Origin of the sequence: uncultured Methylibium sp., from assembly GCF_902826655.1 — a bacterium.
In the GTDB taxonomy this organism is placed as follows: Bacteria; Pseudomonadota; Gammaproteobacteria; order Burkholderiales; family Burkholderiaceae_C; genus Methylibium.
The window spans coordinates 1-14,609 of the sequence record NZ_CADEFR010000073.1; the positions used below are offsets into that span (position 1 = coordinate 1).

Sequence of the window (14,609 nt, forward strand, 5' to 3'; positions counted from 1 at the left end):
GCAAGGTCGACCGCAGCGCCGCCTACGCGGCGCGCTACGTGGCCAAGAACATCGTCGCCGCCGGCCTGGCGCGGCAGTGCCAGATCCAGGTGGCCTACGCGATCGGCGTGGCGCGGCCGATGAACATCACCGTCTACACCGAAGGCACCGGCGTCATCAGCGACGAGAAGCTCTCCAAGCTGGTGGCCGAGCACTTCGACCTGCGCCCCAAGGGCATCATCCAGATGCTGGATCTGCTGCGCCCGATCTACGAGAAGACCGCGGCCTACGGCCACTTCGGGCGCGAGGAGCCGGAGTTCACCTGGGAGCGCACCGACAAGGCGCAGGCGCTGCGCGCAGCGGCCGGGCTGTAAGGCCGCTGACCAACCGCCGGGGCCGCCCAGGCCCCGGCAACTGCCCCCAAGCCCTTTCAATTCGGCAGCCCGAAGCAGAAACTCGGGTCCGGCACGGCTTAGCCTTGCTGCGATGAACCCGCTGCGCAACGCCACCTTCCGCCAGCTCGCCGCCTTCCACGCGGTGGCGCGGCTGGGCAGCGTGTCCAAGGCGGCCGAGGAGATGCACCTCACGCAGCCGGCGGTGTCGATCCAGCTCGGCATCCTGGAGGACGCGGCCGGCACGCCGCTGCTCAAGCGCAGCGCGCGCGGTGTCAAGCTCACTGAGGCCGGCGAACTGCTGGCCACCTACGCCGCCCGCATCCTGGAGATGTGGCGCGAGGCCGGCGAGGCCATGGCCGCGCACTGCGGCGACATCGCCGGCCTGCTGCGCGTGGGCGCCGTCACCACCGCCGAGTACCTGCTGCCGCCGCTGCTGCTGGAGTTCGTGCGCGAGCACCCGCAGGTCAAGGTCAAGCTGCAAGTCGGCAACCGCGCCGAGACCGTGGCCCGCCTGGCCGGCCAGGAGATCGACCTGGCCATCATGGGCCGGCCGCCGGCCGAGCTGAAGACCGTGTCGGCCGCCTTCGCCAAGCACCCCATGGCGTTCGTCGCGGCGCCGACGCACCCGCTGATGTCGTCCGGCCGCCTGGGCCTGCAGGCGCTGAACGCCGCCAATCTGCTGGTGCGCGAGCGCGGGTCGGGCACGCGCACGACGCTGGAGCAGATCTTCAAGGACGAAGGTCTGGCGCTGGAAGTCGGCGCCGAGATGTCCAGCAACGAGGCCATCAAGCAGATGTGCGCCGCCGGCTTCGGTGTGGCCTTCCTGTCGCTGCACGCCTGCGTGCTGGAGCTGGAGACCGGCCGCCTGGCCCTGCTGCCGATGGCCGACCACCCCATCGAGCGCGACTGGCACGTGATGCACCTGTCGTCCCGCCCGGTGCCAGCCGCCGCCGCCGCGTTCGAGCAGTTCCTGCGCGTGCACGGGCAGGCATGGATCCACTGGCGGCTGGAGCACATGCGGCGCACGACGGAGGCCAATGGCCAGCCGGCAGCAGTGCAGCGGGTGAAGAAGGCGCGGAGCGCGGCTTAACCCCGGGCAGCGCGCCGCCGACCGCCCCAGCGTGGCGGTCCGGATTCCGTTGGATCTGGCGCAGGGTTTCTGCAGCGGCCGCAGGGTGTTTAGCATTCGCCCCATTCACTTCAGAGCGCTCATGAACGCACTCCCGGCGGTTGTGCCGTGTCTGCCGCTACTTGCAACGGCAATGGCCCGCGCGCGCGACTTTGCCGAATGGCAGCCCCCTCTTACAGGGTCGAGGCTGGCGAGCAGTCTTCCCCCCCTCCGGATCGACAAGGTCGAGTCGCATGCCAAGCCGGACACCATGTTTCATGTCAGCCGCGCCGGAGTGCGTATAGAGAGTCGCTACGCCGCTTCGGGCTACCTGAGCGACCTGCCGCATTCCCACCCGGAGCCTCGCAGTGCCTGCCTTCCACCCACCCCATCGACCGCAGGCCAGGGCCTTGCAACTGGAAGTCGTGCGTGCGGCCACTGCGCTGCTCCAGGACTCGCTGCCGCTGCTGGCAGCGGTGCGCGCGCTGGCCGACTTGTCTCGCGCCTTGGAAGTCGACGTGGATGACCCCGACTTCTCGCTGTTCGTGGCGGTCGACTCGGAGACCGACCACCTTCCTGGCGCGGACGCTCGGACGGCTAGTTCAAGCTCGTGGCTGACGCAATGCGATCGTGAGCTGGCGGAGGTCGAGCGGGTCCACGGCCCTGCGGTCCGCGCAGCGGCCGAACGCTTGCTCCTCCGCTACGCCACGGCGGTCTGAGCCTTCGCTTGATCGACAGAACCGCCGCTCGTGAAGTTCGTCTCCGTCCCATCAAGCGCCTGAGGAGAACCGTGTTGCGACCCCTGACCTTCGTCGCCCTTGTGGCTGGCGCGCTGATCCTGGTTGCCTGCGCAAACCGCGCCGCGCCCGCGCCGCGGACCTACCCCGTGTCGAAGTTCGTCTACGGCGGTGGTGGCGGCCAGCCGATCCAGGCCGTGCAGATCGACCCCAAGGCCTTCGGCGGTGGCTACGACAGCTGGGACATCCGCAACGACTATCGCGAGAAGCCCCTGGCCCTGCACAACCCGCGCACGGTCCGCGCGATCGTCAGTGCCACCACTTCGGGCTACATCGACCAGCCGCTATGCCAGGCGTCGCCCACGATCCACGTGTGGTTCACGCACGAACGCTGGGGCCGGGTGATGTACGAGAACCTCTTCGGTCAGCGCAGTCTGCTGCGTCGGCAGATCCAGACGCTGATCGAAGCCAACTGCGCCCCTGGCGTAGTGAAGACGGTGCAACTGGCCGTGTTCGTCAAGACCCGCATCCGGCGGTTGGAGGACATGCGCTACTTGGATCGCTACGACGCGGCGCAGGAGGGGGCCGACGCCGGCCGCTACGTCTACTATGGGTTGGTCGTGCCCGCGGATGACTACGCGGTGGTCCACCACGACGCGAGCGGGCTCGCGCGGTATCTGCGGACGAATTCGATCTACGAAGGACAGCTGGCCCGCATGGAGGCCAACCGCGAAGCGGAGCGCAGGCTGCAGCAGGAGGGGATCGGCGTGATCTTCACCGACTACTGCAAGGCCAACCCCCTTGCGTGCGCCGGCTTTGCGGCAATGATCCTGCAAGCGGGCGGCGGTGGACCCGGCGCCTCGTCGACGCCGGCGTCGAGCCAGTTCATGACCTGCATGACCAACTGCCGATTCCGCGCCCCCGCCGAGCAGAGCTTCTGCCAGGCCACCTGCTACGAGTTCGTGGCGCGATGAGGTCGTTGGGCATCTGAGCGGAACGCCGGTCGAACAGATCTCTCATGAACCGCCGCCAGACCCTCCACGCCCTCCTCGCGGCAGTCGCGCTGCCGGCCGCCGCCCAGGACGCCCCGCCACCGGACCCGGCGCTCGCCGCCGTCCAGGGTGCCTGGCGCGGCACGCTGAGCTATCGCGACTACTCGCGCCCGGACCGCGTGGTCACGCTGCCGACGCGGCTGTACATCGCCCTGCTGGCGCCGCACGAGATCGCGCTGCACTACGTCTTCGACGACGGGCCGGGCAAGACCGTGCACTCCTACGAGCGCATGGCCTTCGACTTCGGTGCGAAGCGGCTGACGTGGATCTCGGGCGACCGGAACAACGCCTACGACATCACGTCGGTCCAGCCGCAGGATGGCGCCCGCGCGGTGAGCTTCGAGCGGCAGGTCGAGAACTCGACCCACCGCTACGCGATGCTGCTGGGCGCGCAGCGCCTGACGCTCGGCAAGGAGGAAGGCACGCCTTCCGCCGGCTTCCAGTTCAGGAACCGCTTCGAGTTCACCCGCGGCGAGGCCTGAGGCAGGCCTCGCGCGGGAAGCGCGGCATGCTCAGCGCGTCGCGGCCGCGATCACATCCGCCTTCGCGATCAGCGCCTCCGCCATGCGGATGCTCGCGATGTCGATCAGCCGGCCGTCCAGCGACACGGCGCCCTTGCCTTCCTTGCTGGCCTGGGCCATGGCTTCCAGGATGCGGCGCGCCTTGGTGACTTCGGCCGCGCTGGGCGTGAACACTTCGTTGGCCAGCGCGATCTGCGAGGGGTGGATGGCCCACTTGCCTTCGTAGCCCAGCACCGCGGCGCGGTTGGCGGCGGACTTGTAGCCGTCCGGGTCGCCGAAGTCGCCGAAGGGGCCGTCGATGGGGCGCAGGCCGTAGGCGCGGCAGGCCACCATCATGCGGGTCTGCGCGGCGTGCCAGGGGTCGGTCCAGAAGGTCTGGCGATTGCCGTTCTCGTCCTTGTCGGACAGCACCACGCTGTCCTTGTTGACGCCGCCGATCACGGTGGTGCGGGCGCGCGTCGACGCGGCGTAGTCGGCCACGCCGAAGCTCATCGCCTCGAGGCGCTTGCTGGACTGCGCGATCGCCTCGACGTTGGCCATGCCGAGTGCCGTCTCGATCAGCACCTCGAAGCCGATGCGCTTGGTCCGGCCCTTGGCGTTCTCGATCTGCGTGACCAGCATGTCGATCGCATACACGTCCGCCGCCGTGCCCACCTTGGGGATCAGGATCATGTCCAGCCGCGGACAGGCCTCGACGATGTCCACCACGTCGCGGTACATGTAGTGGGTGTCCAGGCCGTTGATGCGGATCATCATCGTCTTGCTGCCCCAGTCCACCTCGTTCAGTGCCTGGACGATGTTCTTGCGGGCCTGCGCCTTGTCGTCGGGTGCGACCGCATCCTCGAGGTCGAGGAAGACGATGTCGGCGGCGCAGGTGGCCGCCTTCTCGAACATGGCGGTGTTGGATCCGGGCACGGCCAGCTCGGAGCGGTGCAGGCGCGGCGTGGCCTGTTCGATCAGGGTGAAGCTCATCGGGAGTCCTCGGTCGGTGAAGTGAATGGGGGTCGGCGTCAGCCGGTCGCACCGAAGCCGGCGGCCGCGCAGTTGATGGACAGCAGGAAGGCGGTGCGCACGTCGTCGATCGTGTCGGGATGGCCCTCGCGCAGCGCGCGCAGCAGTTGCACCTGCTCGCGGCTGACCTGGTTCATGGTCTGCAGCCGGCGGTCGAGCCGGCGGCGGTGCTGCGGGAAGCGCTCGGCCAGGCCGCGCGCGCCGGAAACCTGCAGCACCGTCTCGCAGGTGAGGCGGTACTCGGCCTCGATGGCGGCGAAGATGGGTTCGCGCACCGCAGCGTCCGGCACCAGGCTCGCAAACTCGCGCGCGAGGTCCAGGTCCACGGTCAGCAGCGACTTCTCGACCTCGTCGATCACGGTGCGGAACAGCCGGCCCTCGCGGAACATCCGCTGCAGCAGCTCGAGCCCGCGCGCCTTGCGCACCTCCAGAAACGCCGCCAGCCCGCTGCCCAGCCCGTACCAGCCGGTCAGCATGTGGCGGTTCTGCGTCCACGCAAAGACCCAGGGGATCGCGCGCAGGTCGGCCAGGGTCTTGGCCTGGGTGCGGCGCGCCGGCCGCGAGCCGATGTTCAGCAGCGCCAGCTCCTCCAGCGGGCTGGAGCCCTGCAGGTAGCTCAGCATCTGCGGGTGCTCCATCAGCTTGCGGTAGGCCGTCCACGAGACGCCGGAGATGGCCTCCATCGCCTCGTCGAACTCGTGCTTGGGCACCAGCGCGGACTCGCGTTCCGACATCAGCACGTGCTGCAGCACCGACGAGGCCAGCAGCTCGACCTGGTAGTGCGCGGTGCCGCGGTTGGCGTACTTGTACGAGACCACCTCGCCCTGCTCGGTGCTGCGGAAGCCGCCGCGGATGGACCCGGCCGGCAGCGAGGCGATGGCCCGCCCGGTGGGCGCGCCGCCGCGGCTGACCGATCCGCCGCGGCCGTGGAAGAAGGCGATCTTGACGCCCAGCTCCTCGCCCAGCCGCGTCATCGTCGCCTGCGCCTTGCTCAGCTCCCAGTTCGCGGTGAAGTAGCCGCCGTCCTTGTTGGAGTCGGAGTAGCCGATCATCACTTCCTGCACGTTGCCGTGCTGGCGCAGGCTGCGCTGCACCAGCGGCACCGCCAGCAGTTCCTTCAGGATGCCGGGCGCGCGCCGCAGGTCGGGGATGGTCTCCAGCAGCGGCACGATGGGCAGCGTGCAGCGCTCGGTGGCCTGCGCGTCGTTGAACAGGCCCGCATGCTTGGCCAGCAGGTAGACGCCCAGCACGTCGGCGGCGTGGTGGGTCATGCTGAGGATCAGCGTGCCGAAGGCCTCGCGGTCGACCTGGTCGCGCAGCTCGGCGACGGTGCGGAAGGTGGCGATCGTCTCCTGCGCCTCGGCCGACAGGCCCTGCGCCGGCAGCGACTGGCCCGGCACGATGGGCGCGGCCAGCGCGGTCAGCAGCCAGTCCTTCCAGGCCGGCGTGTCGGCGGCCGGCGGCTCGGCGCCGGCCGACCAGGCGCGGTACAGCTCGGCCAGCGTCGCGTTGATGCGGATCGTGTTCTCGCGGATGTCCAGGCGCACGGTCGCGAAGCGGAAGCTCCGCACCTCGCGCAGCAGCGGCGCCAGGAAGGAGCGCGCCAGCGGCTGTGCGCCGGCTTCGATCATCGCGCGGTGCATCGCGTCGACGTCCTCGATCAGCTGGTCGGCATGCGCGTAGCCGTCGGGGCCGGCGGGCGCGTGGCGCTCGCTGCTGGCCAGCGTGGCGTCCAGCCGCGCCAGCAGGCAGGCGATGAACTGGCGGTACAGCTCGCCGGGGTTGCGCGCGGCGATCTTCTCGCCGTCGGGCTGGGCCGCCAGCGCGGCCGCCACCGCGGCGCGGAAGCCCTCGGGCAGCGCGATCTGGCGCTCGCTGATGCTGAGGTTGCGCGCCAGGTCCGCCAGCCGCGTGCGGTAGCGGCGCAGGCTGGCCAGGCGCATCTGCCACAGCGTGTTGCGCGTGACCTGGTGGGTCACGAAGGGGTTGCCGTCGCGATCGCCGCCGATCCACGAACCGAAGCCGAAGACCACCGGCAGCTCCAGCGTCTCGCCGGGGAACTGGCGCGCGAAGGCGGCCTCGATGCGCCCGTAGAGCTGGGGCACCACGTCGAACAGGTTCTCGTCGAAGAAGTACAGGCCCCAGGTGACTTCCTGGTCCACCGTCGGCTTGTCGAGCTTGAGCTCGCCGGTGAGCCACAGCAGCTCGATCTCGTCGCTGATCGCGCGCGTCAGGTCCTCGCGCTCGCGGTCGGTCCAGCGCGGCGACTCCAGGTCGAACAGGCGCAGGTAGATGCGGCGGTGGCGCTCGAGCACCGTGACGCGCTTGGCCTCGGTCGGGTGCGCGGTGATGACCGGGCGGATGCGCAGGCTGCACAGCGCCTCGCGGATCTGGCGCGCGTCCAGGCCGGCCTCGACCGCGGCGTGGAAGACATGCGCGAAGGTGCCGCGCACCTGGTCATGGCCGCGCAGGCGCTCGACCTCGCGACGGCGGCGCATGTCGCGGTTCTGCTCGGCGATGGCCAGCAGCTGGAACCAGATCGCCTGCGCCTGCAGCGTGCGCGCCAGCAGGCGCGTGTTCATGCGCTCCTGCGTCGGCTCGCCGCGCAGCACGCGCGCGACCTCGGGTTCGTGACGCTCGATGACGCCGATCAGCGCGGCACGCAGCAGCTCGGAGCGCGCCAGCGAATCGGCGCGCTCGGCGCCGGCCGCCGACTCGTCGGGGTCGGCCAGGTCGGGGCGGGACAGGGGCGGGTTCATGGGAAGCTCTCAGTCAGTCAAGCCGCCGCGATGCCAGTGGGACATCACTGCACGCGCGAGAGCGCCTGCCCGACCGTGGCGCCCAGTTCCGCGGCGCTGGGTGCCACCAGCAGCCCGTAGCTGCGCATGATCTCGGCCTTCTCGCCGGCGGTGTCGCCGACGGCCGAGATGATCGCGCCCGCATGGCCCATGCGGCGGCCCTTGGGGGCGGTGAGGCCGGCCACGTAGCCGACCACCGGCTTCGTCATGTTGGCCTTGACCCAGGCCGAGGCCTCGGCTTCCTGCGGGCCGCCGATCTCGCCGATCATGATCACAGCCTTGGTCTCGGGGTCCTTCTCGAAGCGCTCCAGGTGGTCGAGGAAGCTCGAGCCGTTGATCGGGTCGCCGCCGATGCCCACGCTGGTGGTGACGCCGATGCCCAGCGCCTTCATCTGTGCGGCGGCCTCGTAGCCCAGCGTGCCCGAGCGCGAGACGATGCCGACGTTGCCGCGCTGGTAGATGTTGCCGGGCATGATGCCCAGCATCGCGCGGCCGGCGCTGATGATGCCGGCGCAGTTGGGGCCGACGATGGTAGTGCGCTGGTCCTTGGAATAGCGGCGCAGGTAGCGCTTGACGCGCATCATGTCCTGGGCCGGGATGCCGTCGGTGATGATGCACACCAGCTGCAGGCCGGCGTCGGCCGCCTCCATCAGCGCGTCGGCCGCGAAGGGCGGCGGCACGAACAGCAGGCTGGCCTCGGCGCCGGTCGCCTTGACCGCGTCCTTGACGGTGTTGAACACCGGGCGGTCCAGGTGCTTCATGCCGCCCTTGCCGGGCGTCACGCCGCCGACCACGTTGGTGCCGTAGGCGATCATCTCCTTGGCGTGGAAGGTGGCCTTGTCGCCGGTGAAGCCTTGCACGATGACGCGCGTCGTCTCGTCGATGAGGATGCTCATGGGGGTCTCTCTCTTCGTAGGGGGTGACGCGCGCCTCAGGCGGGCACGTGCTCGCGGGCGGCCTGCACAGCCTTCTGCGCGGCCTCGGCCAGCGAGTCGGCGGTGATGATGGGCAGGCCGCTCTCGCGGACGATCTTCTGCCCGGCCTCGACGTTGGTCCCGGCCAGCCGCACGATCAGCGGCACGCGCAGGCCGCGGGCGGCCTGCACCACGCCCTGCGCCACCCAGTCGCAGCGGTTGATGCCGGCGAAGATGTTGACCAGGATGGCCTTGACGTTGCGATCCGACAGCACCAGGTTGAAGGCCGTCTGCACGCGCTCCGGCGACGCCCCGCCGCCGACGTCGAGGAAGTTCGCCGGCTCGCCGCCCGCGTACTTGATCATGTCCATCGTCGCCATCGCGAGGCCGGCGCCGTTGATGATGCAGCCGATGTCGCCCTCAAGGCCCACGTAGTTGAGGCCGTGCTGGTTGGCCTGCGCCTCGCGCGGGTCCTCTTCCTGCACGTCGCGCATCTCGACGATCTGGCGACGACGGAACAGCGCGTTGTCGTCGAAGCTCATCTTGGCGTCGAGCGCCAGCACGCGCTGGTCCTTGGTGACGACCAGCGGGTTGATCTCGACCATGGTCGCGTCGAGGTCGCGGAAGGCGCGGTAGCAGCCCATGATGGCCGTCACCGCCTGGCTCACCTGCTTGATGTTGAGGCCCAGGCCGAAGGCGATCTCGCGCGCCTGGAAGGGCTGCAGGCCGACCGCCGGCTCCACTTCGATCTGCAGGATCGATTCGGGATTGTTGTGCGCGATCTCCTCGATCTCCATGCCTCCCTGGGCGCTGGCGATGATGCGGATGCGCTCGATCTTGCGGTCCAGTACGAAGCCGAGATAGAGCTCGCGCTCGAAGGGCTCGGCCTGCTCGACGTAGAGCCGGCTCACCACCTTGCCCTGCGGGCCGGTCTGGTTGGTCACCAGCGTCGCGCCCAGCATGGCCTTGGCAGCCGCGGCCACCTCCTGGTAGGTGCGGCACAGCTTGACGCCGCCGGCCTTGCCGCGGCCGCCGGAGTGGATCTGCGCCTTGACGGCCCAGTGCCAGCCGCCGAGTTCGGTGGCGGCGTAGACGGCCTGGTCGGCGCTGTAGGCCACGCTGCCGCGCGGCACCGGCACGCCGAAGCCGGCGAGCAGCTCCTTGGCCTGGTACTCATGAATGTCCATCGTCTCTCTCCTAGGGTGTCGGTGTGGGGTTCAGCCGAGCTTGGCCTTGACGCGCTGGTGCACGTTCTCGCTCAGCGGCCCGCACTCGGACAGCAGGGCCTGCAACTCGGTGACCGCGCGATCGACATAGGCGCGGTCCTTGATCTGGGGGGCGTTGATGTTCACGTTCAGCGCGGCGCTGCGCAGTGCGGCCCAGGAGGCCAGCACGCCGACGCCGACGTCGCTGATGACGTTGAGGTTGCCGTGCTCGACCGCGCGCGCCGCCAGGCGCACGCCGGAGGCAGCGGCGCGGGCGCAGGACAGCGGCGCCTCGGTGGCGGCCTTCAGGCCGGCCTGGATGGCGGTGCTGCGCGCAGCCTTCTGCTCGTCGGTGTCCTTGGGCAGCTTGTAGCCGGCCATCAGCGAGTCGAAGGCGGCGATGTCCTCGGCCACCATGCCTGCGAGCCGCGTGCGCAGCGCCTCGGACTCGGCCAGCAGCTGGCGCATCTCGCCGTCCACCGCCTCGTAGCCCTTCTTGCCGATGGTGAGGTTGGCCACCATCGAGACCAGGGCCGCGCCCATCGCGCCCATCACCGCAGCGGCGCTGCCGCCGCCCGGCGTGGCGTTGCCGCTGGCCAGTTCGTCCAGGAACTGGGTCGTCGTTCGATCGTCGATCACCTGCTTGTCTCCTTGCTCGCGGTGCGGTCGTCAGCCCACCATCGTCTTGGCGATGGCGTAGATCTCTTCGCCGTCGAGCACCAGGTCCTGCTGCTCGAACATCTTCGCGACGCAGGCACGGTGCAGGGCGATCTTCAGCGCGCCGAAGCCGATCGCGCCGAACACCGTCTTGCCGTGGCGCTGCGCCCCCTTGTCCATCATGTCGATGCCCTCGATGCCGAGCGTCGGCGTCGCGTTGGCGTCGGACAGCAGCTCGAGGTGCTTGTGGTCCTTCCACGCGCCTTCTTCGAGCAGCTGCACGCCGGCCGCGCCGGTGGCGAACACCAGCTGCGCGCCCTCGATGGCGCGGGCGCGCGCCGCGTTGTCCGGCGCCTCGATGGCCTCGACCTCGAGCTTGAAGCGCTCGGCGATCGCTGCGGCCGCGGCCTGGGCGCGTGCCAGCGTGCGGCTGGTGATCGCGACCCGCGCGCCTTCGCGCGCCAGCATCACGGCGGCGCGCTGGCCCACCGGCCCGGTACCCGCCAGCACGACGGCGCGCTTGCCGGCCAGCGAGCGCCCGTGCGCCAGCCAGGCCACGCCGGCCGCCGCCGTGGTGTTGGAGCCGTTGCTGTCCAGCATCACCGAGACGCGGAAGTTGGCGAAGAACTTCTTGCGCACCGCCTTGAACAGCGCTTCGCCCGCGGCCATGTCGGAACCGCCGACGAAGATCGCGGTGTTCTTCTTGTCCTTCGGTGCGCGCGTGAAGATCGCGCCGCCGACCAGGCCGCCGACGTTGGCCGGCGTGATGCCGCCGTAGGCCGTCACGTGGTCGGCGCCACCGTCGTAGGCCACGACGTTGTCGAACACCGCCGGGTGCGGGTCGGTGTCGAACTGGTAGAGCAACTTCTTCATGGCTCGTTCCTCAGGTCACCAGATGCTGCGGCTTGCCTTCGGCCCAGCGGTCGATGTTGTCGATCAGCTGGTCGGCCAGGTACTGCATCGCGCCGTCGCTGGCCCAGGCCACGTGCGGCGTCAGGATGAAGTTGGGCCGGCGCACGTCGAGCAGCGGGTGGCCGTTCGTCGGCGGCTCGGTCGTGATGACGTCGAAGCCGGCACCGGCGATCAGGCCTTCGTCGAGCGCCTGGATCAGCGCCGCCTCGTCCACCAGGCCGCCGCGCGCCGTGTTGATGAGCAGCGCGTTGCGCTTCATCTTGCGGAACTGCTCGAGGCCGATCAGGTTGCGCGTCGACGGCGTCAGCGGGCAGTGCATCGAGATCACGTCGCTGCTGGCCAGCACCTCGTCGAGCGGCGTGAACTCCACGCCCGGCATCTTGGGCGGCTCGTGGTCGGCGAACAGCACCTTCATGCCGAAGCCGCGCGCGATCGCCGCCGTGCCCTGGCCCAGCGCGCCCTCGCCGATGATGCCCAGCGTGGAGCCGTGCAGGTCGCCGATGTCGTGCGTGAAGAAGCAGAACTGGTCCGACTTCTGCCACACGCCGGCCTCGACGTCCTGCCGGTAGGCGAGGATGTTCCGCCGCAGCGCCAGGATCAGCGCGAAGGCGTGCTCCGGCACGGTGTGCACCGCGTAGTTGCGGATGTTGGCGACGGCGATGCCGTGCTCCTTGCAGTAGGGCACGTCGATCACGTCGTAGCCGGTCGCGGCGACCGCGATCATCTTCAGTTCGGGCAGCTGCTTGAGCGTCTCGCCGCGCAGCGGCACCTTGTTGGTGATCGCGACCGTCGCGCCCTTGAGCTTGGCGACCAGCTCGTCGGGCGAGGTCTTCGCATGCTCGACGTAGCTCGAGGCCTGCGCCGGCTTGCGGACCCGCGCCTTCAGCGAGGCGCGGTCCAGGAACACCACGGTGTGGGTCATGGCTGTGCCGCGCTCAGTGCGCGCCCTCGGTCGAACCCATGGATTGAGAGGCGTAGACCACCTCGCTGCGCGCGACCTTCTTCTTCGGCACGTTGTCGTGCGTGCGGAAGTACTTCTGCGCCGCCGCCACGCCCGAGCCCGGCTCGACCTTGATGCCGACGTCGAGCATCGACATCTCGGAGCCGGCCAGCGCGCCCAGCACCATCAGCTCGTTCAGGTCGCCCAGGTGGCCGATGCGGAACACCTTGCCGGCGACCTTGTTGAGGCCCGCGCCCAGCGACAGGTTGTAGCGGCGGAAGGCCACGTCGATGACGTGCGCACCGTTGATGCCTTCGGGCACGACGATCGCCGACACGGTGTCGGAGTACCACTGCGGCCCCTTCGCGCACAGCTTCAGGCCCCAGCCTTCCTGCACCGCCGCGCGCACGCCGCTGGCCAGGTAGTTGTGGCGCCAGAAGATGTTCTCCAGGCCCTCTTCCTTGATCATCGTCAGCGACTCGCGCAGGCCGTAGAGCATCGGCAGCGCCGGCGTGTACGGGAAGTAGCCGGTGGCGTTGGCCTTGATCATGTCGCCGAAGTCGAAGAAGCAGCGCGGCTGCTTCGAGTGCTCGCGCGCGGCCAGCGCCTTCTCGCTGGCGCAGACGATGCCCAGGCCGGCCGGCAGCATCAGGCCCTTCTGCGAGCCCGACACGCAGATGTCGACGCCCCACTCGTCCTGGCGGAAGTCGATCGAGCCCAGCGAGGACACCGCGTCGACCAGCAGCAGCGCCGGGTGCTTGGCGTCGTCGAGCGCCTTGCGCACGCCGGCGATGTCGGAGGTCACGCCGGTGGCGGTCTCGTTGTGCGTGGCCAGCACGGCCTTGATCTTGTGGGCCTTGTCCTTGGCCAGGATCTCGGCGTACTTCTCGACCGGCACGCCCTCGCCCCACTCGCAGTCGACCGTCTCGACCTGGAAGCCCAGGCGCTGGACCATGTCGATCCACAGGTGGCTGAACTGTCCGAAGCGCGAGGCCAGCACCAGGTCACCGGGGTTGAGCGTGTTGGTGAGCGCCGCCTCCCAGCCGCCGGTGCCGGTGGACGGGAAGATGATGGGCGTGCCGGTGGTGGTCTTGAAGACCTCCTTCAGGTCGGCGAGCACGCTCTTGGTCAGGTCGGGGAACTTGGACGAGCGGTGGTCTTCCATCGACACGACCATCGCGCGCTGCACGCGCTCGGGCACGTTGGTCGGTCCGGGAACGAAGAGGAAATTGCGGCCTGCCATGGAGGTCTCCTGCGTTGGAAGAATGAAGGTGGAAAGGAAAGGGGAAGAGGCTCAGCCCTGGAACCGCGGGCCGTAGACGGGGAAGCGCCGGGTCAGCGCGCTGATGTCGGCGGCGACGCGCGAGACGACAGCCTCGTCCTCGGGGGCCTCCAGCACGTCGGCCATCAGGTTCGCGATCGCGGTGGCTTCGGTCGTGCCGAAGCCGCGCGTCGTCATTGCCGGGGCACCGATGCGGATGCCGCTGGTGACGAAGGGCTTCTCGGGGTCGTTGGGGATCGCGTTCTTGTTGACCGTGATGTGCGCGCGACCCAGCACCGCCTCGGCGGCCTTGCCGGTGATCTTCTTGGCGCGCAGGTCGAGCAGGAAGACGTGGCTGTCGGTGCCGCCCGAGACGATGCGCAGGCCACGCTCGGTCAGCGCCGCGGCCATCGCCTTCGCGTTGAGCTTGACCTGCTTCTGGTAGGCCTTGAAGTCGGCGCCCTGCGCTTCCTTGAAGGCCATCGCCTTGGCGGCGATCACGTGCATCAGCGGGCCGCCCTGGATACCGGGGAAGATCATCGAGTTGAGCGGCTTCTCGAACTCGGCGCTCGACAGGATCAGGCCGCCGCGCGGGCCGCGCAGCGTCTTGTGGGTGGTCGAGGTCACGAAGTGCGCAATGCCGACCGGATTGGGGTACTCGCCGGCGGCGATCAGGCCGGCGTAGTGCGCCATGTCGACCATGAGGTAGGCGCCCACGCGGTCGGCGATGTCGCGGAAGCGCTGCCAGTCGATGACGCGCGAGTAAGCCGACGCGCCGGCGACGATCATCTTCGGCTTGTGCGTGGCGGCCAGCTCGGCGACCTGCGCGTAGTCGAGGGTCTCGGTCTCGGGCTCCAGGCCGTAGGACACCGACTTGTAGATCTTGCCGCTGAAGTTGACGCTCGCGCCGTGCGTCAGGTGGCCGCCGTGGGCCAGCGACATGCCCAGGATGGTGTCGCCGGGCTGCAGCATCGACATGTAGACCGCGGCATTGGCCTGGGAACCCGAATGTGGCTGTACGTTTGCATATTCGGCCCCGAACAAGGCCTTGGCCCGATCGATCGCCAGCTGCTCGGCGACGTCGACGTGCTCGCAGCCGCCGTAGTAGCGCTTGCCCGG

The 14,609-nt window shown here is 69.5% G+C and carries 14 protein-coding genes; 5 read left to right on the forward strand and 9 right to left on the reverse strand.

The window, feature by feature from the left end; all coding sequences use genetic code 11:
* The 5 genes from QZV97_RS18370 to QZV97_RS18390 form a co-directional block, all read left to right on the forward strand.
* Positions 1 to 353, forward strand: a 353-nt coding sequence (locus QZV97_RS18370; RefSeq protein ID WP_295645973.1) for a methionine adenosyltransferase domain-containing protein, incomplete at its 5' end; no start/stop codon positions are given.
* Between the two features lie 112 nt (positions 354 to 465).
* Positions 466 to 1,464, forward strand: a complete 999-nt coding sequence (locus QZV97_RS18375) for a LysR family transcriptional regulator (protein WP_295645976.1) — start codon at positions 466 to 468, stop codon at positions 1,462 to 1,464.
* Positions 1,465 to 1,892: 428 nt separating this feature from the next.
* Positions 1,893 to 2,201 carry a DUF2489 domain-containing protein gene (locus QZV97_RS18380; protein WP_295645980.1) on the forward strand — a complete coding sequence of 103 codons (309 nt, stop codon included), beginning with the start codon at positions 1,893 to 1,895 and terminating at the stop codon, positions 2,199 to 2,201.
* 71 nt (positions 2,202 to 2,272) lie between these two features.
* Positions 2,273 to 3,193, forward strand: a complete 921-nt coding sequence (locus tag QZV97_RS18385; protein ID WP_295645982.1) for a hypothetical protein — start codon at positions 2,273 to 2,275, stop codon at positions 3,191 to 3,193.
* 44 nt (positions 3,194 to 3,237) lie between these two features.
* On the forward strand, positions 3,238 to 3,753 hold the full coding sequence (locus QZV97_RS18390; protein WP_295645984.1) for a hypothetical protein: 516 nt from the start codon (positions 3,238 to 3,240) through the stop codon (positions 3,751 to 3,753).
* Between the two features lie 30 nt (positions 3,754 to 3,783).
* Here QZV97_RS18390 and QZV97_RS18395 read toward each other — a convergent pair whose 3' ends face one another.
* The 9 genes from QZV97_RS18395 to glyA all read right to left on the reverse strand — a co-directional run.
* Entirely contained in the window at positions 3,784 to 4,764 is a 981-nt protein-coding gene (locus tag QZV97_RS18395; RefSeq protein ID WP_295645987.1) for a CoA ester lyase, read from the reverse strand.
* A gap of 38 nt (positions 4,765 to 4,802) precedes the next feature.
* Positions 4,803 to 7,562, reverse strand: a complete 2,760-nt coding sequence (locus tag QZV97_RS18400) for a phosphoenolpyruvate carboxylase (protein WP_295645989.1) — start codon at positions 7,560 to 7,562, stop codon at positions 4,803 to 4,805.
* Positions 7,563 to 7,606: 44 nt separating this feature from the next.
* Positions 7,607 to 8,497, reverse strand: coding sequence for a succinate--CoA ligase subunit alpha (gene sucD / locus QZV97_RS18405; RefSeq protein WP_295645991.1), 891 nt, complete (start codon positions 8,495 to 8,497; stop codon positions 7,607 to 7,609).
* Between the two features lie 35 nt (positions 8,498 to 8,532).
* Positions 8,533 to 9,702 (reverse strand): malate--CoA ligase subunit beta, encoded by a 1,170-nt coding sequence (locus tag QZV97_RS18410; RefSeq protein ID WP_295645994.1) that lies wholly within the window; start codon positions 9,700 to 9,702, stop codon positions 8,533 to 8,535.
* Positions 9,703 to 9,732: 30 nt separating this feature from the next.
* Positions 9,733 to 10,359: a methenyltetrahydrofolate cyclohydrolase gene (gene fchA, locus QZV97_RS18415; protein WP_295645997.1), complete on the reverse strand. Its 627-nt coding sequence runs from the start codon at positions 10,357 to 10,359 to the stop codon at positions 9,733 to 9,735.
* 30 nt (positions 10,360 to 10,389) lie between these two features.
* Positions 10,390 to 11,250 carry an NADP-dependent methylenetetrahydromethanopterin/methylenetetrahydrofolate dehydrogenase gene (locus tag QZV97_RS18420; RefSeq protein WP_295646000.1) on the reverse strand — a complete coding sequence of 287 codons (861 nt, stop codon included), beginning with the start codon at positions 11,248 to 11,250 and terminating at the stop codon, positions 10,390 to 10,392.
* 10 nt (positions 11,251 to 11,260) lie between these two features.
* Positions 11,261 to 12,211 carry a D-2-hydroxyacid dehydrogenase gene (locus QZV97_RS18425; protein ID WP_295646002.1) on the reverse strand — a complete coding sequence of 317 codons (951 nt, stop codon included), beginning with the start codon at positions 12,209 to 12,211 and terminating at the stop codon, positions 11,261 to 11,263.
* A 13-nt stretch (positions 12,212 to 12,224) separates the two neighbouring features.
* The gene (locus QZV97_RS18430; protein ID WP_295646004.1) at positions 12,225 to 13,472 is read right to left on the reverse strand and encodes an aminotransferase class V-fold PLP-dependent enzyme; all 1,248 of its coding nucleotides are present in this window, start codon (positions 13,470 to 13,472) and stop codon (positions 12,225 to 12,227) included.
* A 51-nt stretch (positions 13,473 to 13,523) separates the two neighbouring features.
* Positions 13,524 to 14,609: serine hydroxymethyltransferase (glyA, locus tag QZV97_RS18435; protein ID WP_295646007.1), on the reverse strand; the 1,086-nt coding region annotated here is incomplete at its 5' end.